Annotated in this window: 19 protein-coding genes; 14 read left to right on the top strand and 5 right to left on the bottom strand. The window is 31.4% G+C overall.

The window, feature by feature from the left end; genetic code table 11:
* Positions 1 to 54: 54 nt before the first annotated feature.
* On the bottom strand, positions 55 to 231 hold the full coding sequence (locus tag HX088_RS10070) for a hypothetical protein (RefSeq protein WP_286484077.1): 177 nt from the start codon (positions 229 to 231) through the stop codon (positions 55 to 57).
* A 290-nt stretch (positions 232 to 521) separates the two neighbouring features.
* Between HX088_RS10070 and HX088_RS10065 the strand changes: the two genes are divergently transcribed.
* The 4 genes from HX088_RS10065 to HX088_RS10050 all read left to right on the top strand — a co-directional run bounded on the left by HX088_RS10065 (position 522) and on the right by HX088_RS10050 (position 4,721).
* The gene (locus HX088_RS10065; protein WP_171622197.1) at positions 522 to 1,142 is read left to right on the top strand and encodes an L-threonylcarbamoyladenylate synthase; all 621 of its coding nucleotides are present in this window, start codon (positions 522 to 524) and stop codon (positions 1,140 to 1,142) included.
* A 21-nt stretch (positions 1,143 to 1,163) separates the two neighbouring features.
* Positions 1,164 to 1,919, top strand: coding sequence for a peroxide stress protein YaaA (gene yaaA / locus HX088_RS10060; RefSeq protein WP_171622196.1), 756 nt, complete (start codon positions 1,164 to 1,166; stop codon positions 1,917 to 1,919).
* A 66-nt stretch (positions 1,920 to 1,985) separates the two neighbouring features.
* Positions 1,986 to 4,304 carry a hypothetical protein gene (locus HX088_RS10055; protein ID WP_286484076.1) on the top strand — a complete coding sequence of 773 codons (2,319 nt, stop codon included), beginning with the start codon at positions 1,986 to 1,988 and terminating at the stop codon, positions 4,302 to 4,304.
* Positions 4,305 to 4,307: 3 nt separating this feature from the next.
* Positions 4,308 to 4,721, top strand: a complete 414-nt coding sequence (locus tag HX088_RS10050; protein WP_171622194.1) for an SRPBCC family protein — start codon at positions 4,308 to 4,310, stop codon at positions 4,719 to 4,721.
* A 40-nt stretch (positions 4,722 to 4,761) separates the two neighbouring features.
* On the opposite strand, the gene menD is transcribed toward HX088_RS10050, so the two are convergent.
* Together menD and fabG are read right to left on the bottom strand one after the other, a co-directional pair.
* Positions 4,762 to 6,432: a 2-succinyl-5-enolpyruvyl-6-hydroxy-3-cyclohexene-1-carboxylic-acid synthase gene (gene menD, locus HX088_RS10045; protein ID WP_286484075.1), complete on the bottom strand. Its 1,671-nt coding sequence runs from the start codon at positions 6,430 to 6,432 to the stop codon at positions 4,762 to 4,764.
* An 82-nt stretch (positions 6,433 to 6,514) separates the two neighbouring features.
* The gene (gene fabG / locus HX088_RS10040) at positions 6,515 to 7,258 is read right to left on the bottom strand and encodes a 3-oxoacyl-[acyl-carrier-protein] reductase (RefSeq protein WP_171622256.1); all 744 of its coding nucleotides are present in this window, start codon (positions 7,256 to 7,258) and stop codon (positions 6,515 to 6,517) included.
* Positions 7,259 to 7,403: 145 nt separating this feature from the next.
* Between fabG and HX088_RS10035 the strand changes: the two genes are divergently transcribed.
* Entirely contained in the window at positions 7,404 to 7,787 is a 384-nt protein-coding gene (locus HX088_RS10035) for a hypothetical protein (protein WP_284583500.1), read from the top strand.
* 99 nt (positions 7,788 to 7,886) lie between these two features.
* Entirely contained in the window at positions 7,887 to 8,264 is a 378-nt protein-coding gene (locus tag HX088_RS10030; protein WP_286484074.1) for a hypothetical protein, read from the top strand.
* A 61-nt stretch (positions 8,265 to 8,325) separates the two neighbouring features.
* On the opposite strand, the gene metK is transcribed toward HX088_RS10030, so the two are convergent.
* A complete protein-coding gene (metK, locus tag HX088_RS10025; protein ID WP_286484073.1) occupies positions 8,326 to 9,585 on the bottom strand; it encodes a methionine adenosyltransferase in 1,260 nt (419 codons plus the stop codon).
* 328 nt (positions 9,586 to 9,913) lie between these two features.
* Here metK and HX088_RS10020 point away from each other — a divergent pair, with 328 nt between their 5' ends.
* Complete coding sequence (locus HX088_RS10020; RefSeq protein ID WP_225539524.1) at positions 9,914 to 10,375, top strand: Lrp/AsnC family transcriptional regulator; 462 nt, start codon at positions 9,914 to 9,916, stop codon at positions 10,373 to 10,375.
* A 76-nt stretch (positions 10,376 to 10,451) separates the two neighbouring features.
* On the opposite strand, the gene HX088_RS10015 is transcribed toward HX088_RS10020, so the two are convergent.
* Positions 10,452 to 11,897 carry an FAD-dependent oxidoreductase gene (locus HX088_RS10015; protein ID WP_286484072.1) on the bottom strand — a complete coding sequence of 482 codons (1,446 nt, stop codon included), beginning with the start codon at positions 11,895 to 11,897 and terminating at the stop codon, positions 10,452 to 10,454.
* A 319-nt stretch (positions 11,898 to 12,216) separates the two neighbouring features.
* Between HX088_RS10015 and HX088_RS10010 the strand changes: the two genes are divergently transcribed.
* The 7 genes from HX088_RS10010 (at position 12,217) to hmpA (ending at position 20,687) form a co-directional block, all read left to right on the top strand.
* Positions 12,217 to 12,813: a TetR/AcrR family transcriptional regulator gene (locus tag HX088_RS10010; protein WP_171622187.1), complete on the top strand. Its 597-nt coding sequence runs from the start codon at positions 12,217 to 12,219 to the stop codon at positions 12,811 to 12,813.
* A gap of 12 nt (positions 12,814 to 12,825) precedes the next feature.
* Positions 12,826 to 13,281 (top strand): hypothetical protein, encoded by a 456-nt coding sequence (locus HX088_RS10005; protein WP_171622186.1) that lies wholly within the window; start codon positions 12,826 to 12,828, stop codon positions 13,279 to 13,281.
* The gene (locus HX088_RS10000) at positions 13,278 to 13,565 is read left to right on the top strand and encodes a cupin domain-containing protein (RefSeq protein WP_188319933.1); all 288 of its coding nucleotides are present in this window, start codon (positions 13,278 to 13,280) and stop codon (positions 13,563 to 13,565) included. The genes HX088_RS10005 and HX088_RS10000 overlap by 4 nt, the downstream gene beginning before the upstream one ends.
* A gap of 16 nt (positions 13,566 to 13,581) precedes the next feature.
* Complete coding sequence (locus HX088_RS09995; protein WP_286484071.1) at positions 13,582 to 14,907, top strand: TolC family protein; 1,326 nt, start codon at positions 13,582 to 13,584, stop codon at positions 14,905 to 14,907.
* Between the two features lie 65 nt (positions 14,908 to 14,972).
* Positions 14,973 to 16,022 (top strand): efflux RND transporter periplasmic adaptor subunit, encoded by a 1,050-nt coding sequence (locus HX088_RS09990; RefSeq protein ID WP_286484070.1) that lies wholly within the window; start codon positions 14,973 to 14,975, stop codon positions 16,020 to 16,022.
* Between the two features lie 11 nt (positions 16,023 to 16,033).
* Positions 16,034 to 19,117: an efflux RND transporter permease subunit gene (locus HX088_RS09985; protein WP_286484068.1), complete on the top strand. Its 3,084-nt coding sequence runs from the start codon at positions 16,034 to 16,036 to the stop codon at positions 19,115 to 19,117.
* Between the two features lie 364 nt (positions 19,118 to 19,481).
* Positions 19,482 to 20,687, top strand: a complete 1,206-nt coding sequence (gene hmpA / locus HX088_RS09980) for an NO-inducible flavohemoprotein (RefSeq protein WP_286484067.1) — start codon at positions 19,482 to 19,484, stop codon at positions 20,685 to 20,687.
* Positions 20,688 to 20,733: the final 46 nt, after the last annotated feature.

The following is a 20,733-nucleotide window of genomic DNA, read 5'->3' as shown; positions in this document are numbered from 1 at the left end:
AAAAATAATAAATTTATAAACCAAACACTCTCTTAATTTTTAGAAAGAGGTGTCTCATTTATTTTGACAACATACATCCGAAGTGTTTAATGTAATAATGTTTCCATCATCAGTTACATCCGTTGCTGTTTGTCCAGAACCAATCGCATAAACTTGTGCATTTGCATGATTAGTATAAAATGAGAGTGATAAGGCTCCTATAAATAATAATTTTGAATAAAAATTTTTCATATAACTTTGTGTTAATTGTTTATTACTAAGTTATTTATAACATTGATATGTTTTATAAAATAATTCAATAATCATAATAATTCTGATTTTATAAAACTTAAAACATTGAAAATTAGTTAATTAAATTTTATTATGTGTTTTTGAAATTCTTGAATTTTAAATTAATAGAGACGTTGGTTATTTTAAAATACGTAATTTACATTGATTAATTCAATCGGTGAATAAAAAACAAGAATCTATACATGAATTGATTTGTTGTCAATTTTGTATCTTTGGATAAAGATTTACAAATGGCAGATTATATCCGAATTCATCCAGAAAATCCACAAGAAAAATCAATTGATCAAGTTGTTAAAATTTTACAAAATGGAGGTTTGATTATCTATCCTTCCGATACAGTGTATGGATTAGGTTGTGATATTACAAATCTTAAAGCAATGGAAAAATTAGCGCGCCTGAAAGGCGTTAAACTCGAAAAGTCGCATTTCTCTATTGTTTGCAATGATTTGAGCCATTTATCTCAATACACATTACCAATTGACAATAGTACGTTCAAAATCTTAAAACGTGCATTGCCAGGTCCGTTTACCTTTGTTATGAATGCCTCACGCAGTTTACCTGTCGCTTATAAAGGTAAGAAAACAGTAGGTATTCGTGTGCCGAATCATGCTGTTCCGCAATTGATTGTCGAAAAATTAGGAAATCCTATTGCATCAACATCTATTTATGATGAAGATGAAATTGTGGAATATACTACTGATCCCGAATTAATTTTTGAGAAATGGGAAAAGTTAGTAGATGCTGTAATTGATAGCGGTTACGGTGATAATGTTGCTTCGACAGTTGTTGATATGACAGATGGCGTAGAAGTTTTGCGTGAAGGTAAAGGTGATATTGAAGATTATTTATAATTTATTTGAAGAAAAGAAAACATGAAAATATTATTATCTCCAGCAAAGATGATGAATCTTGAAACGAATGCAAAATGGAGAGCGACTACACCACAATTTTTAGCACAATCACAAGAAATTATGGATGTAATGAAAGAAATGAGTGCAAAGGATCTTGAAAAATTGATGAAAATTTCGAAAGATATTTCTGCTATGAATGTAGAACGTAATCAAAATTGGACGATAAAGCCAACAGCTAAACAAGCTATTCCCGCAGCTTTAGCTTTTAAAGGCGAGGTTTATAGAGGATTAAATGCAGAAACGTTAAACGAAGAAGCATTAGATTATTTCAATAAAAATGCTTTTTTACTTTCTGGTTTATATGGTATGTTGAGACCTTCTGATAAAGTAATGTTGTATCGTTTAGAAATGGGGTCCAAATTAGATGTGCATGGTTCTAAGAATTTATATGGTTTTTGGAAAGAAATTTTAACGTCATTTTTTAATTCAAAATTAAAGAAGGGAGAGTTTATCCTAAATTTAGCGAGTAATGAATATGCGAAAGTTCTGGATAAAAAATCACTAAAAGCACCAATGATCGATGTAGAATTTCAGGATTACAAAAACGGTGAATTGAAAAAAATCATGATGTATTTTAAACATGCTCGTGGAGCAATGGCGCGTTATTGTGCAGAAAATAATGTTGAAACATTGGATCAAGTAAAAGCATTTGATGTAGATGGGTATCGTTTTGATGAGAATTTATCTACCGAAGAAAAATTGGTTTTTACACGATAATTTACAAATAATATGTATAACTTAAAGACTGCTAAAAAGTAGTCTTTTGTTATTTTTGAGAAATATATGGAACAACCTTTTATAGATAATTTACCTATAAAAATTATTTATTCGTTCGAGACTTTATTCAAGGAACTCGAAGCGTCTGAATATAATTTTGGAGAGTTTAATGCCTTTTTAGAATACCTAAAAGTAACTCGTCCAGAATTGATTGATGGAGTGGAAACATTTGAAGATTTTGAAAAATTAATTCATAATGTAGAACCAATTATCGATAAAATTATTCCAAAACCTTTTATTAAATATAACCTGAAAGCAATAACTTTCCCGTTTTCGGATAAATTTATATTTGCAACCGATCGATTAAAGGAATTCATAGAGAACAAGACATCAAGCTTAAAATTTAATTATGAACACCTTGATTATGAAACATTCTATAAGTTTTGTTGTTGTTTTATTTTATCAAAATATTACCATAAAAATTTAGAATTCAATTTATCCAATCAATTGGTTATAGAAAATGAAAATGGTTACAAAACCTATTTGGGAACGGATATTAATCATGATTATTTTAAAATATTTCCTTCTGAAAACAAATTCGAATTGTCTGAAGATGAAATTGATGACTTGTTGAATAATTACGAAGACACTTCCTTGTGGATGAAAAAAATTCCGATTGGTTCGTGGATTGCCAAAGGGTTTAACTTGGTATCATTTTTTGATAACACAACCGAAATCGCACTTTCTAACTTGAAGTCAAAACTTTTATCTTACGGAGAACCTTTTGATATTGTGAGATCTGATATTATTTCGGCTTTAAAATCAATATTTCGAATCAATGAACTTGAGGTTGGTTTTTCTGCTTACAATTCAGATAAAAATCAATTGGAGATTAGCCATCTTTTGCAATTAAATAATAGTTTGTTGATGGATCATCGTAAAAAATTGAAATTAACTGATATCGCTTGTACTGATTTACAAAATAAAATTTCGAAAGCTGATTATTATGTTGTTTCAAGTGTTGATGCAGCTTTTACGAAATTTCCTCAAGACAAAATGTTGCAAATTGCTAAAAATTCAGGAATCAAGAGTTTAATTCTTTATCCACTTAAAAATGGAAATTCATGTCTTGGTGTTTTAGAAATTGCTTCAAAAGAAACTGGAGTTTTTAATCGAATTAATGCGAATCTTTTACGCGAAATTACACCGCTTTTAGAAGAATCTATTTACCGCTATTCGGTAGAATTTGAAAATCAAATTAACGCTTATATCCAAACCGAATATACTTCATTGCACCCAAGTGTTGATTGGAAATTTAGAGAAAAAGCTAAGGAACATCTATTAAATCGAGGAAATTCGAAACAAAAATCTCAAATTTCTTTTCAAAATGTTTATCCAATTTACGGTGAATTGGATGTGCGAAATTCATCCAATATTCGCAATGAATGTCTGAAAATGGATTATATCAATCAATTAAATTATTTGATCTTGATTTGTAAAGAATTGCATAAACGCTCGAATAAAGTGAAATTCTTGAGTTATATTGAAGATTTGCAAAATTTTTTAGAACGAATTGATAATGTCGATAAAATCTATTTTGAAAGTGAATTATTTGATTATATTTCTTTTCAAATACATCCCGAAATTCCGAAATATGTCAAAGAAGATGAGAAATCAATTATAGAAGAATATCTGAATAAATTAGATTCGACCACAGGTTTATATTATGTGGAACGCAAAAAGTTTGATCAGTCTATTGCCATGACAAATTCTCTTTTGTCGAATAAATTGGATGCTTTTCAGAAGGATGCGCAAGAGATTTTTCCTCATTATTATGAACGATTTAAAACGGATGGAATTGATTATAATTTATACGTTGGTCGAAGTATAGCGCCTTTAAATAAATTTTCGTACCAAAATATTCGAGAAATAAGGTATTGGCAATTGCAAGCGATGATTGCTTTGGAGCAAGGTTACAAAAATATTCAGAAAAAAAATCCGTTAAAATTGGAAGTTGCTTCGTTACTATATGCAACCAATACGACGCTTGATATTTTGTTTAAATTAGACGAAAAACGCTTTGATGTTAATGGATACAACAATGCAAAATACGAAATCGTAAAGAAAAGATTGAGCAAGGCTTTTGTTAAAGGTTCAAATGAACGCATCAATCAGCCACATAAAATTTGTATTATTTATACCGAAGATATTTTGAGAGAAGAATATACAAATTATATTAATTTATTGATAAAAAAGGGATTTCTTAAAAATGATATCGAATATCTTGAAATAGATGATTTACAAGGATTAAGTGGGTTATTGGCAATTAGAGTTTCGGTGAATTATAAAAATAAATTGGAAGAATATAAAAAATTAGAAGAATAAAGAATGGAAAAAGATGAAGTGTTGCTAAATATTTCGATAGATAGTTCTGCCGAAAATATTTGGAAAGTATTGACAAATGAAGATTCATTTAGTGCGTGTTTTGACGATATGAAAATGAGTTGTAACGAGTGGAAAGTAGGAGAGAAGATTATTTTTGAAACGCAGAAGAATAATGAAAAAATTGTAGATGAGGCACTCATAACGTCTATTTTAGAGAATGAACGATTGCGTTACAATTACAAAAAACAAAACTCTGATCATGAAATTGAAGTGATTTTCAATCTAAAATCTGTGGGTAATTTTACGTATTTATCAATTGAAGGTAAAGATTTCGCTGATGAGTTTGAACGATCACATTCAGAAAATGCTTGGATAAATATGATGCAAAACATAAAGAAATATGTGCAAACAAAATAACCTTCAAATTTTTGAAGGTTATTTTGTTATATGATTTCATCTATTTTATAAAAGAAAAATATCCTCTCAAAATAGCATCATTCGATGCGTTTCGCGTATCAATTTCTAAAATTTTAGGACGAGTACTTTCTGCATAAAAATTATTGAAAGAATTTTCTAAATCAGTTAAATTTGAAATGACTTCATATTCAAAATCATACATTTTAGCTAAATGTTCTGCTGTGAAATGATGTTTGGTTTCGAAATAATCTTCGACAACATCTGTTTCGGAAGGACCAGGAATAAATTTGAAAATATTTCCACCACCATTATTGATCAAAATAATTCTGAAATTAGAAGGTAAATTAACATTCCATAACGCATTCGAATCATAAAAGAATGAAATATCGCCTGTTATCATTACTGTATTTTGTTCAGAAGCGATGCAAGCACCAATTGCGGTAGAAGTAGAGCCATCAATTCCACTTGTTCCACGATTACAGAAAACAGGATTCGAATCGTTGTGATCAAATAATAATCCATAACGAATAACAGTAGAATTTCCATATTGAATTTGCCAATTTTCAGGATAATTTCGAATAATAGAATCGAAGGCTTTCAAATCACAAAACGGAATCATATTGATATATTCTTTGTGTTTGATATTATTTGCTTCTCTAATCGAATTCCACGTTGTATAATAATCCGATTCTTTTGGATTGACAAATGGCACAAATTGCTCTAAAAAGAATTCAGGTTTTGTTTCAATTTTGTCCGTTAAAGCCTGAAATGTATCTGGTTGCCAATATTCATCTAAATGCCAATGTTGCGTTGGTTGTTTTTCACGCAAAAACTTTTTGATCTTTTTAGACACTATATTTTGTCCAATCGTCAAAAGAATATCTGGTTTCAAAGCTTCTAATTCTTCCTCTGAATAGGGAAAAATAACCTGATCTATTTTATTAAAATAACGATCATTATGAAGATTTGAAGTAACTTCTGTTAGTACAACAACCGAATCATCTTGTGCTAATTGCTTAAGCAAATAATCAAATTTGGCATTTGGATGATGCAAACCAACCAAAATCATTTTACGATTCGAAGAATTCCAACGTTTCATAAAATCAATAACATCAATTTCAGGATATACTTTTTCATCAATTGTGATGTTATCAATTTCTATATCGGGCGTAGAAACAGATTCGTATAAAGGCTCAGAAAATGGCATGTTGATATGAATTGGTGCCGATTTATGCATACAATCAATCAATGCATATTTCGTCAACAACATATTTCGTGTCAAATCATCTGTTTCCTCACTTTCTGATAATTGAACGTTGTGAACAGAATGTTTTTCGAATAAATTATTTTGACGAATGGTTTGTCCATCAAAATTATCTACCAAATGTTCAGGACGGTCAGCAGATAGGACAATTAGAGGAATATTCTGAAAAAAAGCTTCTGTAATCGCTGGGTAATAATTTGCAGTTGCCGAACCCGAAGTACAACAAACGACAACAGGTTTCTGAAGTTGCTGTGCCATTCCCAACGCAACAAATCCAGCCGAACGCTCGTCGATAACACTATAAGTTTTGAAACGTTTGTCATTGGCAAACTGCATCGTTAATGCTCCATTTCGAGATCCCGGCGATAGTACGATATAATCAATTCCAAAAGCCAAAAAAGTTTCAGCAATCAATTGAACATTTAATTTATTTGATATTTTTCTCAACGTAGTTGTCTTAAATTATAAAAGGTTTTGATTAGCAAATTTACTAAACAAAACCTTTCAAAAAGTATGATATTTTTAAGAATTAAGTATGTAAACCTCCGTCTACACTCAAAACTTGTCCTGTTACATAACTTGATAAATCTGACGCTAAGAATAAACATGCATTAGCCACATCTTCTGGTTGTCCTCCACGTTTTAATGGAATACCATTACGCCATTCTTCAACTACTTTTTGGTCTAAAACTTCAGTCATTTCTGTTTCGATAAAACCTGGAGCGATTGCATTGCAACGAATGTTGCGAGAACCTAATTCTAAAGCAACTGATTTAGAAAAACCAATTAATCCTGCTTTAGAAGCGGCATAATTTGCTTGACCAGCATTTCCTTTGATTCCAACAATAGAAGACATATTTACGATAGATCCTGAACGTTGTTTCATCATTGGTTTGATAACTGCTTTAGTTAGGTTGAAAGCAGAATTAAGATTCGTTTGAATCACTTTCTCAAAATCTTCTACAGACATTCTCATCAATAAATTATCCTTTGTAATTCCAGCATTATTGATTACGATATCAATTTGACCAAACTCTGCAATTACATCTTCAACTAATTTTTGAGCCGCTTCGTAATCAGAAGCATCAGACTGATAACCTTTAACTTTACCAAATTGTCCCAATTCTTCTTCCAAAGCTTTAGCTTTTTCTACAGAAGAAGCATAAGTAAAGGCAACGTTTGCGCCATTTTTCACAAAAACTTCAGCAATACTTTTTCCAATACCGCGAGTTGCGCCTGTAACGATTGCTGTTTTACCTTGCAATAAATTCATGTTTATAGGTATTATATATTGTTCCAAAAGTACGATTTTTTGCGAGAGTTAAAAATGTTAAAATTTACTTTATTGATTTTCTTTAACATTTAATGGTATTATAATTGAAAATATCAATCATATAAAACCCAAAAAAATATAAAACATGAAGAATCTATTGAAATTATTAGCGGTAACATTTTTCGCTTTATTCATTTTTGCAGCTTGTAGTGATGACGATGATCCAGCAAATAATGATTTTTTTGCAGGAACTTATAAAGGAAGTATTAGTTATACTGACGGAGATAATCGACTAAGTTCTGATAATGGTAGTGTATTTGTAACGAAAATTGCAAGTGGTACAAAATACAATTTTGCTTTTTCGGATAAAATTCCTGATTTAAATGGAGTTGAATTTGAGAAAAAAGGTGATAATACTTTAGTGAGTATTGGTGCTGATGAGACTTCGTACATTAGAATTGATAGTGATAAACTAACGATTTTGTATACAAGAGATGGAAAAGTTTGGACTGCTAATGCAACAAGATAAGTAACGAATTAATGTAGAAGGAAAGACGTTTAAAATAGAACGTCTTTTTTTGTGCAATATTTTTTGCTGAAAATAGTTAAATGTATAAAGAAGAGTTGAATGAGAACGAGTATATTTTTGATGACTATTTTGATGACTTTATTTTCGTGTTCTAATGAAGATGATAGCCAAAATATAGTTTACAAAGAAAAATATGAAAGACGATTTATTATTTTTCGAGATTCTTTGGGAACTGAAGTAAAGGACAGCGGTACTGTAAGAGTGTCAAAAAATAACACATTATACAGGTTTGATTTTGAAACAGCAGATAACAAACATGTTGATCCTATTGAGGATATTGAGATGGAAATGACAGGTTCTAATTCACTTCGAAATGTAAATTGGTCACCAACGAAATTCATTGTAATGACAAAAGATAGTATCAATATATCTTATCAAATTGGTGATTCGTATTGGTTGGTTAATGGAATAAAGTAATAATAATCATAAAAAAAATCCACTCATTGAGTGGATTTTTTATGGGTATAAAAATTTCAGCTTATAAGCCAAAAGCTTCTTTTATTTGATCTACAAAGTCTAATTTTTCCCAAGTGAATAATTCAACTTCAACTTCAACAACATCTTGTCCGTTAGCTGATTCAAAACGTTTTGTAACTGTTTTAGGTTCACGACCTAAATGTCCATAAGAAGCAGTTTCTTTGTAAATAGGGTTTCTTAATTTCAATCTTTGTTCGATAGCGAAAGGCTTCATGTCAAAGATTTCAGAAACTTTTTTAGAAATTTCTCCTTCTGTTAAATTAACTTTTTCAGTTCCGAAAGTATTAACCAATAATGAAACTGGAGCAGCAACACCAATAGCATAAGAAACTTGAACTAATACTTCGTCTGCAACACCAGCAGCAACTAAGTTTTTAGCAATGTGACGAGCCGCATAAGCTGCAGAACGGTCTACTTTTGATGGGTCTTTTCCAGAAAATGCACCACCTCCGTGTGCACCTTTACCACCGTAAGTATCAACAATGATTTTACGACCAGTTAAACCTGTATCTCCGTGAGGTCCTCCAATAACGAATTTCCCTGTTGGATTAATGTGATAAGTGATATTATCTGTAAATAAATCGCGCAAATGAACTGGTAATTGTGCTTTAACTCGAGGAATTAAAATACTAATTAAATCATTTGTAATTTTATCTCTCATCGCTTCTTCGTTAGCGAAGTCATCGTGTTGAGTAGAAATAACAATTGTATCAATACGAACTGGTTTGTTGTCGTTATCATACTCAATTGTTACTTGAGATTTAGCATCTGGGCGTAAATAAGGTAATAAATCTTTTTCGTATTTACGAATATGAGCCAATTCTTTTAATAATCTGTGCGATAAATCCAATGCCAAAGGCATATAGTTTTCTGTTTCGCTTGTTGCGTAACCAAACATCATTCCTTGGTCACCTGCACCTTGTTCTTCATCAGAATTTCTGTCAACACCTTGATTAATATCTGGAGATTGTTCGTGAATTGCAGAAAAAATTCCACAAGAGTTTGCATCAAACATATACTCACTTTTAGTGTAACCAATTTCAGAGATAGTTTCTCTTGCTACACGTTGTAAATCAATATAAGAATTTGATTTTACTTCTCCTGCTAATACAACTTGTCCAGTTGTTACTAAGGTTTCACAAGCTACTTTACTTTTAGCATCAAATGCTAAAAAGTGATCAAGAATTGAATCAGAAATTTGATCGGCAATTTTATCAGGATGCCCCTCAGAAACTGATTCTGATGTAAATAAATATGACATTTCTATATTTTTTTAAGATATATGAGGGGAGGAAATAACTGAAGTCCTGTTTTAGCAATTATTTTATGAGGTTGCAATCAGTCAAATCTTTCCTCTCGATTTTTTCGAGTTCAAATATACAATGAATAAAATGAATTAGAAAAGAAAAAGATGAATTATTATTCTATTAATTTAGTAGACTATTATGAGGATTGAATTGAATTTCAGAATACAAATAATGAAAATGAATAATTTTAGAATATATTTTCTAAGGATGATAACTTTTTGTTGTTTTTTTAGATTATTTTTCAAATTAATATTGTTACTTTAGAAAAAAAATAATTGTACAATGAAATTTGATACTCTCGATCAACAACTACTGATGTATTTGCAGGAAAATAGTAAAATTACTTACAAAGAATTATCTGATAAGTTGAACTTGTCATCAACTGCTATTCATGAAAGAATAAAAAAATTAGAGAAATCAGGAATTATTTCTAAATACGTAGCTTTAGTTAATAGAAGGTTGATAAATAAAGAGTTACTTGTTTTTAGTCACATCAAATTACAGCAACATTCGGCAGATAATATTCGAATTTTTGAAACTGAAATTCAAAATTTGAAAGAAGTTCAAGCTTGTTTTCATGTTAGTGGGGATTATGATTACATTGTAAAAATGTCTTTCGAGAATATGGACGAATACAGAGATTTTATGGTGAATAAACTAACAACGATCAAAGTTATTGGAAGTTCTCATAGTACGTTTGTTATTAGTGATGTAAAAGATGACACAGCTTATCAATTGGTCTAATCAGTTATAAATTTAAAATGAAAAAAGAGGAATTTTGGTTCCTCTTTTATTATTTTAGAATATAATTGTTTTTAAGTTATTGCTCTAAATTAGAAGACCATTTCGACCCAAAGGTTACATTTCCTTCTTTGAGAACAATGTCCGAATGCAGAAATTTTGCAGCTTCTGCCGATTTTTTGACTTTCACACTACTACGCTCAATCATTTCTTTTTCGTAAGGTTGTAAAATATCGTTACGCAAATCATGATTTTTTCCTTGATTTTGACAAACGGATTTAATCTTTTTTGCTAATAACAACGCATCCAACAACGCCTGATTAGCACCTTGTCCTTTAAAAGGACTCATGGGATGCGCAGCATCGCCAAGTAAAGTGACTGGCCCCGCATTTTTTAATAAATCTTGTTCTAATAGATTTCTGTCATACACAGGATATCCTGTGATTTTTTCGGTTTCAGTTGCAGCAATAATCTGGGGAATAGGAGAATGCCATTGTGTTCTTTTTACGACTTCAGCTTTTAATTCTTTAGCTCCTTTTTTACTTAATTCCATTGCTTCTTCCTCTGAAATAGGAAAACTAAATTGCCACATTACTGCATTTTCATCATAAGGCATCATATACATACGTTCTGTTCCGTTAGCCGTCTGAAATACAGTTGAGCCATCTAATAAGGGATTATTTAAATTTTCTAATGCACTTAATTGACATATTCCTAAAATAACAATACAGCCCAAATAACGTAAAGGATTTATTTCTTCTTTGATCAATGTTCGACGAACCGAACTTCGGATTCCATCTGCACCAACCAATAAATCGGCTTTAAAATGTTGTTGAACACCATCAACATCAAAGGTTAATTCAATCTTGTCATTTAGTTTATAATCAATTAATTGATGGTTCCATAAAACGTGACTATTTCCTCCTAATTGATTTAAGAAAGCTAAACGCAAAGATTGTCTGGCGATGTGAATATTAGTAGGTTTATTCTTGTTTCTTGTTTCTACAGATTCTTTATGAATTAGTTTTCTTAATCCCCATTCACCAATCACATTACCATCAATTGTATGCGCCAAGTGTAAAGTAGAAATCAAGCCTTTATCTAAAGTAGGAATACCAAACTTTTTCATCTCTTTACTCGCTTGTTGTAATGTTAAACCATATCCTTGCGAACGATCATTAAACGTGCGATCTCTTTCAAAAAGAGTAAAAGGAATTTGTCGATGCAAACAGGCTAAAGCTAACGCAATACCACCAATTCCAGCACCTATTATCGCAACATGTGGATACTTGTTTTCATCCGCTACAGGACGTTCATTATGAATGGTCAATCCAGTACCTGAACATGAAGTACAAATTTGCATGGATTTTTTTGGCTTTATCGGAGCAGAGCGAGTATTCTTATCTTTATTATATTGAGCGAGAGCAAATTCATAGCGTAAAAGTTTTTTTTTCGAAACGCCTTGACTTTTTGTTCCATGACCGTTACAAGCTTTACAACTTATCCAATTGACTATATTACTCAAATTTATATTTTTTTAAAGACAAAATTATTTTGCAAAAATAAGATTAATAAAGAAATTTCACGATTTCTTTTGGCTGAAAAGTGCGTTTATAAAATTAAAAAAATGAGTAATGTAGTGTTGAATTTATGACAATCAATACCAGGATTTACAGTTGTTTTTTTTGACTTTATTTATTGAAAATAGTAGTTAAAAGGAAAAAAATAATCAAATACAAGATAGATTTAAAAGTTTTAAGTCAAAAATAATTGTACGATAAATTATTAGTTGTTACTTTTGCGAGTGAATACTAACTAACCACTAATAGAAACGATTAATTCAGATGGAAAATTTTACAGATCGACAGATCGAAATCATGGAAGCAGCAACAGCTCGTATTGATAAATATGGGATTCAAAACCTTACCATCAAAACTTTGGCAGCTGATATTGGATTGTCGGAGCCTGCTTTGTATCGTCATTTCAAAAGTAAGAATGAAATTTTACTTTGTCTACTTCATTATTTCATCACGAAAATGAAGAAGCGTATCAGTATTATTATCATGAATCATAATGCAACAGCAGAAGAAGAACTTAGAATTATTTTTAATTCTCAATTGCAAACATTTACAGAAAAACCAGCAATTGTAAGTGTCATTTTCGCAGAAAGTATTTTTCATTTTGACGGAAGTTTAAGCAATAAAGTTTCTGAAATAATAGAATTAATGCAACAATTTGTGCAGTCTAATATTGAAAGAGGGCAAAGAGAAGGTCAGTATAATAAACGAATTAATGCTTCTACTCTTACAACTATTATTCTTGGGTCAATACGAATGACTGTACTGAAATGGAAAATTTCGGGGCATTCAACAGATTTGGTAAATGATGGAAAAATAGTTTTAGAAACTCTATTAGAAATGATTGAAAATAAGAAACAATAAATATTTTAGGACATGAAAAAAACAATTGTAGTAGCAATGAGTGTCATGCTCTTTTGGAGTTGTAACACTACATCAGAAAAAAATGCAATGCAATCAGAAGTTCAAGATGAGACAGCTCATCAGCACAACGAAAATTCTGATATTATCGAGCTAAACAATGGCGAAAAATGGAAAGTGAATGAAGAAATGAAACCTTTTGTATCGAAGGGTGAAGAATTAGTCAATACTTATATCCAAACGAATGGTACAGACTATAAGTTACTTGCAGAAGAAATTAAATCTGAAAACAGTAAACTCATAAAAAGTTGTACAATGCAAGGAAAGAGTCACGATGAATTGCACAAATGGTTACTTCCACACTTGGAAATAGTTAAAACATTAGAAGCAGAAACCGATTCAGCAAAAGCAACGCATGCGGTTACAAATTTGCAACAATCATATCAAGATTATCATAAAAATTTCAAATGAATTTAGAAGAATTACATCAACAGGAAAAAGAAGTTTCAGCAACTTTATTATTTAAAGGAGAAATGGGAACTTCGACGGCTATTCGATTAGAAGAAAAAGCTATTTTAAAAGAACATATTACAAAAACAGCAGCACTTCTTGTATGCGTTAGTGGGATAACAACTTACGAAGATGAAAAAGGGCAACAAATTACTTTAAAACAAGGCGATTATATTTCTATAGAACCTCATGTGAAACATTGGTTAAATGCAACTTGTAAATCACATTTAATTCTTTTAAAATAAAAAAATTTACTCCAAAATGTTAGTGAACGCTCGCAAACTATTGATCATTCCGCTCTTTTTTATCGGATGGCATACAGTTCAGGCACAAGAAGTTTGGACATTAAAGCAATGCATTGATTCGGCAATTCTGCATAATAAAACGTTGAAAGTCAATCAAAACAACATCAATATCAGTACGTACAAGGAAAAAGAAGCAAAAGCTAATTTGCTTCCGAAAATTGCAGCAAATGTTGATTATAATTATTTTATAGAATTGCCTACACAATTGATGCCAATGAATGTCTTTAATCCGCAAGTGCCCGAAGGACAATTCAGAAATATACAATTTGGCGTACCGCATAATATCAATGCAAATGTCCGATTGACAATGCCTTTGTATAATCCACAGGTTTATGGAGCAATTGAGAATGCTAAAATCGCCAATGAACTTAGTCAGCTTCAATTTCAAAAATCGGAAGAACAAGTTTTATACGACATTACGACCTTGTATTACAATGCTCAAATTCTTAAAAATCAACTTGATTTTTTGGATAGTAATTGGATAAATACACAAAAGCTATTAAAGAATATGCAACTTTTGAAAGAACAACTTTTGGCAAAAGGAACAGATGTTAGTAAAATACAATTGCAAGCTGATCAACTTAGTACACAAAAGGAAAATGTATCGAATAAATACAGTTCAATATTAAATATGTTGAAATTGAATATTGGAATTCCTATGGAACAAGATGTGGACGTAATTGCTGAATTGGAAGAACAACAGCTGAACCATTATACAAGAGAAAATACAGTTGATTTTGAAATTGTCAAAACTCAGAATAAGTTATTAAACAATGAATTAACTGTTTTAAATCGATCAAAAACTCTTCCGACAATTAATTTGGTTGCTTCGTATGGAACAACAGGTTTTGGTTATGATAAAGCACCAGATAATTTTCTTAAATTTTATCCCATTGGCTTTGTAGGTTTACAACTCAATTATCCAATTTTCAACGGAACGGTTACTCTTCAAAAGATCAATCAGAAAAAATTAGAAATTAGTAATAACGAACTGCAAGCGCAATTGATTGATGATAAAAATAGAGTAGAGATAGAGAATAGTGAACGACAAAAAACGATGGCACAACAAACAATCATCAACACTAAAAATCAAATAAATTTAGCCCAGTCAATTTACGAACAATCAATTCTACAACAGAAACAAGGTGTTGCAACATTAACGGATATTTTATTGGCAGACAATGCACTTAGAGAAGCGCAGCAAAATTATTTATTGGCTATAATGGATTATTTAAAAGCTGATTTAGAAATAAAAAAACTGAAAGGAATCATTAAAAACTAAACGTAGTAAACTAAATGCGCTACTCATTTTTTAGTGCTTAGTTATACATCGTTAATTTAGGTAATATGAAAAAGATAAGTTGGATAATAGTGGGGATTATTCTCATCGGATTGGTTGTTTTTAGACTTACAAGCAATAAGAAAACTACCGAAAGTAAGGTTTATCAATTCAATAAAGAAAAACCGATTGTTGTAAGTGTAGACAGTATTCGTTTGCGAGCGATAGATACAGAGAATTCCTATACAGGAATTTTTGAACCGAATAAAGAATCTAAAATTAGTTCGGATATTCAAGGAAAAATTAATGCTGTTTTAGTAGATATGGGAAGCCAAGTAAGGAAAGGGCAAACCCTTGTACAATTGGATAACTCGTTGTTAAAATATCAGTTACAAACAATTGAAGTTCAGATTGAAGGTTTAGAAAATGATGTAAAACGTTATACAATTTTAGCAGAAGCCGATGCAGTACAAGGTATTCAGTTGGAAAAAACGAAATTAAATCTAAAATCAGCCAAAATACAGCAAGCAAGTTTAGTAGAACAAATTAGAAAAACAGCTATTAAGGCTCCGTTCAATGGAGTGATTACAGCTAAATTAAATGAGGTTGGTGGTTTTGCAGCGCCTGCAGTTCCTTTATTGCAGATTACAGATATAAGCAGTTTACGTTTTACAATCAATATTCCAGAGAATGATTTGATTTATTTTCAAACCAATCAAGCTTATAAAATTAGCGCGGATCTTTATCCCGATTTTCCACTTGTAGTAACGACTAAAATGATTGGAAGTAAAGCTAATAGTGGTAATAGTTTTCCTATACAATTCCATGTAAATAACATCAATAATTTATCTATAAAAGCAGGAATGTTTGGTAAATTAAGTCTTTCTGATAGCAAACAGAATCAAGGTATTGTTATTCCCTCTTCGGCAATTATCAAAGAAAAAGACAAGCTAAAAGTGTATTTGATAAAAAATGGAAAAGCAATCATACAACCAATTACTGTAGGAAAAAATGTAGGTAATTCAGCAGTTGTATCAAGCGGTTTAAACCAAGGAGATGTAATTGTAACCAATGGATTTATCAACCTTTTTGATGGAGCGAATATCACAATAAAATAAAATCAGTTATAATGAACATTTCAGAAATTTCCATTAAAAGGCCTTCATTGATCATTGTACTTTTTAGTGTATTTACGCTTTTAGGAATCATTGGTTTTAAGAATTTGAGCTATGAACTGATGCCCGATTTTAATCAACCTGTTGTGGTTATCCGTACTGCTTATCCCGGAGCAGAACCCAATGAAGTTGAAACTTCTGTTTCCCGAAAAATAGAAGATGCACTTTCTAATTTAGAAGGTGTAGATTATTTGATTACAAAATCATTGCCCAACGCTTCTGTGATCATTGCCAATCTTAAATATGGAACAGATTTGGATAAAACAATGCAGGATGCGCAACGCTATATTGATAATATTCGAAAGGATTTACCAAAGGATATTCAGAGTCCTGTGATGAGCAAAGTGTCACCTAATGATTTGCCTATAATGTCGGTGAGTGCAACAAGCGATTTAGAATCGACTGTATTTTACCAGAAAATGAAAGACGATTTTCTACCGCAAATTCAACAATTAAAAGGAGTGGCCGAAATTACCATTTTAGGTGGAGAAGAACGAGAAATTCAAGTAAAAGTAGATAAAGAAAAACTGAAGCTTTACAAAATTTCTATGAATCAAATAGTGGAAGCCATTAATCGTTCTGGAATTGATATTCCTGTTGGTAAATTGCAAACTGACCAAGAAAATAACTCGGTTCGATTAGTTGGGAAATTTAATACACTTTCAGAAATTCAACATGTACAAATTGCAATGCCTTTTCCAAATAGTCCGATTTACGTTAAAGATATTGCATCTGTAGAAGAGGGAGTGAAAGAAATTACTTCTTACAGTCGTTACAATGGTAAAAATGGGATAGGTTTATTGATTAAGAAACAAGGAGATGCCAATGCCGTAGATGTTTCGAAATTGATAAGAGAACAGTTCCAATCGATCGAAGAACAAAATTCAAGCTCTAATGTACAATTTATAGTCACTGACGATAGTACGGATACAACTATTGCAGCTGTTAATTCGGTGATGTATGATTTGATTTTAGCTGTTATTTTAGTTGCATTGGTCATGTTACTTTTCTTGCGTAGTTTCAGAAATGCATTGATTGTCTTGGTCGCTATTCCAACTTCTTTAATTACTTCTTTTGCAGTGATGTGGTTATTAGGTTATACGCTTAATTTGATGACTTTACTTGCCATGTCTTTAATTATTGGTATTTTGGTGGATGATGCAACTGTTGTTTTAGAAAACATTCAACGTCATTTGGATAAAGGAAAGGATAAAACAACTGCAGCTTTGGACGGACGAATGGAAATTGGTTTTTCAGCACTTTCTATTACATTGGTGGATGTAGTGGTATTTTTACCCATCTTATTTTTACAAGTTTTTGTAGGCGATATGCTCAAACAGTTTTCGGTAGTAGTGATTACTTCTACGTTAACAAGTTTATTGGTAGGGTTTACGTTAACTCCTTGGTTAGCTTCACGCATTGGAAAAAAAGAAGATTTACAACCTACGACTATTTTTAATCGTTTTTTACTTTGGTTTGAACATCAGTTAGACAAATTTATCAATTGGTATGGCAAAACTTTAAATTGGGTTTTAGGTCATAAATTGCTTTTTACAGGATTTGTTTTGTTACTATTTGTAGGAACTGCGGTAATGATGAAACAAGGAATTATAGGAAAAGAATTAATCGCTACCGGCGATCAAGGAAAGTTTCGATTGGCATTGGAGTTTGATAAAAGTACCTCTATTCAACAAAATAATTTAGTGTCACAAAAAATAGAAAATTATATTCTAAATCAACCCGAAGTTTCAGCTGTTTTTAGTAATGTAGGTGGACCAAGTACAGGTATAGGAAGCATTGGAGTTGGTGCTGTCAACAAAACCGAATTGAATATTCAGTTAAAGCCTAAAAATCAAATTAATAACCTCTCTACAGAACAATTTATGCAAAATTTAAGGGAAGATTTGCAAAAAGAATATACAGGTATTAGTTTTTCTATTACAGTTATTGGTTTAGTCCCTAAAACAGAAACGATAGAAATTACTTTGAGTGGAAGCGATTTGGAGCAAGTTTTACAATCAGGTCATGATTTAAAAGCTATGATTGAAAAGATTCCTGGCGCAGATAATGTTCGATTATCAGTCGAGACAGGAAGTCCAGAGTTGAAAATAATTCCAGATAAAGATAAAATGCAACGTTTAGGCTTAACGACAGCTTATGTGGGTACAAATTTGCGCACAGCTTTTACGGGGAATGACGATGCTATTTTAACTGAAAATGGAACAGAATATCCTGTTCGTATTTGGTTGGATAAATTTAGTCGAGAAAATTATGATGACCTTAACCAACTTCATATAATCAATCCAATGGGTATTCCGATCGAGGTTTCTCAGTTTGCAGCAATTGAAAGAGATAATTCGCATTCACTTTTAGAACGAAAAGACAGACAAGCAGCAGTAACCTTAACGGCAGATGCTTTAGGTAGACCTTCTGGAACAGTGGCAGATGACGTTGTCGCTTATCTTGAAAATAACCCTTTACCTGCAAATATGGAACTCACTTGGGGAAGCGAAATTAAACGACAAAATGATAGTTTTGGAGCATTGAGTTCGGTTTTATTAATTTCATTTTTACTTATCTATTTGATTATGGTAGCCTTATATGATAGCTTTATTTATCCTTTTGTGGCGCTATTTGCTATACCTGTTGCAATTATTGGTGCATTTTTAGCATTGAATTTGTCTCTAAATAACATGAGTTTATTTGCTTTACTTGGATTGATTATGCTAATGGGATTAGTCACAAAAAACGCAATTTTAATCGTAGATTTTACAAATCAACTAAAAAGCAGTGGAATACATTACAAAGAAGCCTTGATTTTAGCAGGAAAAGAACGTTTGCGACCAATTTTGATGACAACTTTATCTATGGCGATTGGGATGTTGCCTATTGCATTGGCGAGTGGAACAGCATCAGAATGGAAAAATGGCTTGGCGTGGATAATTATCGGAGGTTTACTTTCATCATTGGCATTGACAGTTTTTTTAGTACCTATGGTGTATTATGTTGTAGATTCAATAAAAGAAAAGATGAATTAATTTCGTTTTTAAGCACTATATTTTTAACTATTATATCCGGAGAAATTATTACTTCTTCGGATTTTTTTTATAAGTCTTTTAATCATAATTGTACTTCTGGTGATATATTTCATATAATCACTTTATTTTTTCAAATTTAGATCAATTGTTTTATTAATATCACATCAAATTTATCTATCAAGACATTTCAACACTGTCATTTATATCTCTTTATAAAACTGAAACTAATACACGTTCACCACTCATTTTAACAGCTAATTCAACCATGGTCGTAATTAAAAATATCAACATGTTTTTATGATTGCAGTCATAGAAGCACTATAAATTGTCAGCCTAAATTTGCCGCACAATTATAAAATTAATTATGCTTACAGATCAAAATAAACAAATAATTTTAGCAACTGTTCCTTTATTAAGAGAAGGCGGAGTGGCACTTACCAAACATTTTTATAAGAGAATGTTTACACATCATCCTGAATTGAAAAACCTGTTTAATATGGGAAATCAGCATTCGGGAAAACAACAAACAGCTTTAGCAATGGCGGTTTTGGCTTATGCCGAAAATATTGCAAATCCAGGAGTATTAATGCCTGTTATAGATATGATTGGGCACAAACATAGCAGTTTAAATATACAACCTGAACAATATGAGATCGTAGGTACACATTTGTTGGCTTCGATTAAAGAAGTTTTACAGTACGCAGCTACAGAGGAAGTACTTGAAGCATGGACTATAGCGTATAATCAATTGGCAGATTTGATGATTGGGCACGAACAGAAAATGTATCAAAACAAAAAAGAAGAAACGGGTAACTGGATAGGTTGGCGTACATTTATTGTGAAAAGTAAAGTAGAAGAATCTGCCGAAATCACTTCTTTTTACTTAAAACCAAAAGACGGAAAAGCAATTCCAAATCATTTACCAGGGCAATATTTAAGTATCAAAGTATTTTTACCTGAAATGAATTTGGAACAAATTCGTCAATATAGCATTTCTTGTGCGCCAAATGCTGAGTATTTCCGTATTTCTGTAAAACGTGAACAAGGGCCAAACATTGCAGTAAATGGTATGATTAGTAATTTTTTGCACGATCATATTGTTGAAGGTAGTGAAGTTGAACTGAGCGCTCCTGCAGGTAATTTTGTGTTACAAGAAAATACAAACAAAAAAGTATTTATCAGCGGTGGAATTGGTCAAACGCCTTTGTTGTTTATGTTAGAAACTTTAGATTTGAACGAAGAAGCGCAACAAGATGTGGTTTGGATACATGCGTGTCGTAACAAAGAAGTACATGCATTTGCTGATAAAATCAAAAATATTCAAAACAATCATCCCAACGTTCGTAAATATCAATTTTACGATATAGTAGAAGAGTCGGTAGCAGATGCAAGTGTTTTGAAAGGTCATATCGATTTTACAAAAATAGAAGATTGGAAATTTGATAGCGACGCTGAATATTATGTATGCGGACCTCGTCCATTTATCGAAAAAATGATTGACGATTTAAAAACGAACCAAGTTAATGAGGAACAAATTTTCTTTGAAGAATTTGGGCCAAAATCTTTATAATAAAGTTTAATTAAGTAGGGAGGAGCTAAGCTTCTCCTTTTGTATT

The sequence above is a fragment of the Empedobacter sp. 225-1 genome, assembly GCF_030328185.1.
GTDB lineage: Bacteria > Bacteroidota > Bacteroidia > Flavobacteriales > Weeksellaceae > Empedobacter > Empedobacter stercoris.
The sequence above is the reverse complement of the archived record's forward strand: the minus strand, read 5'-3'. Positions and strand labels throughout refer to the sequence as shown.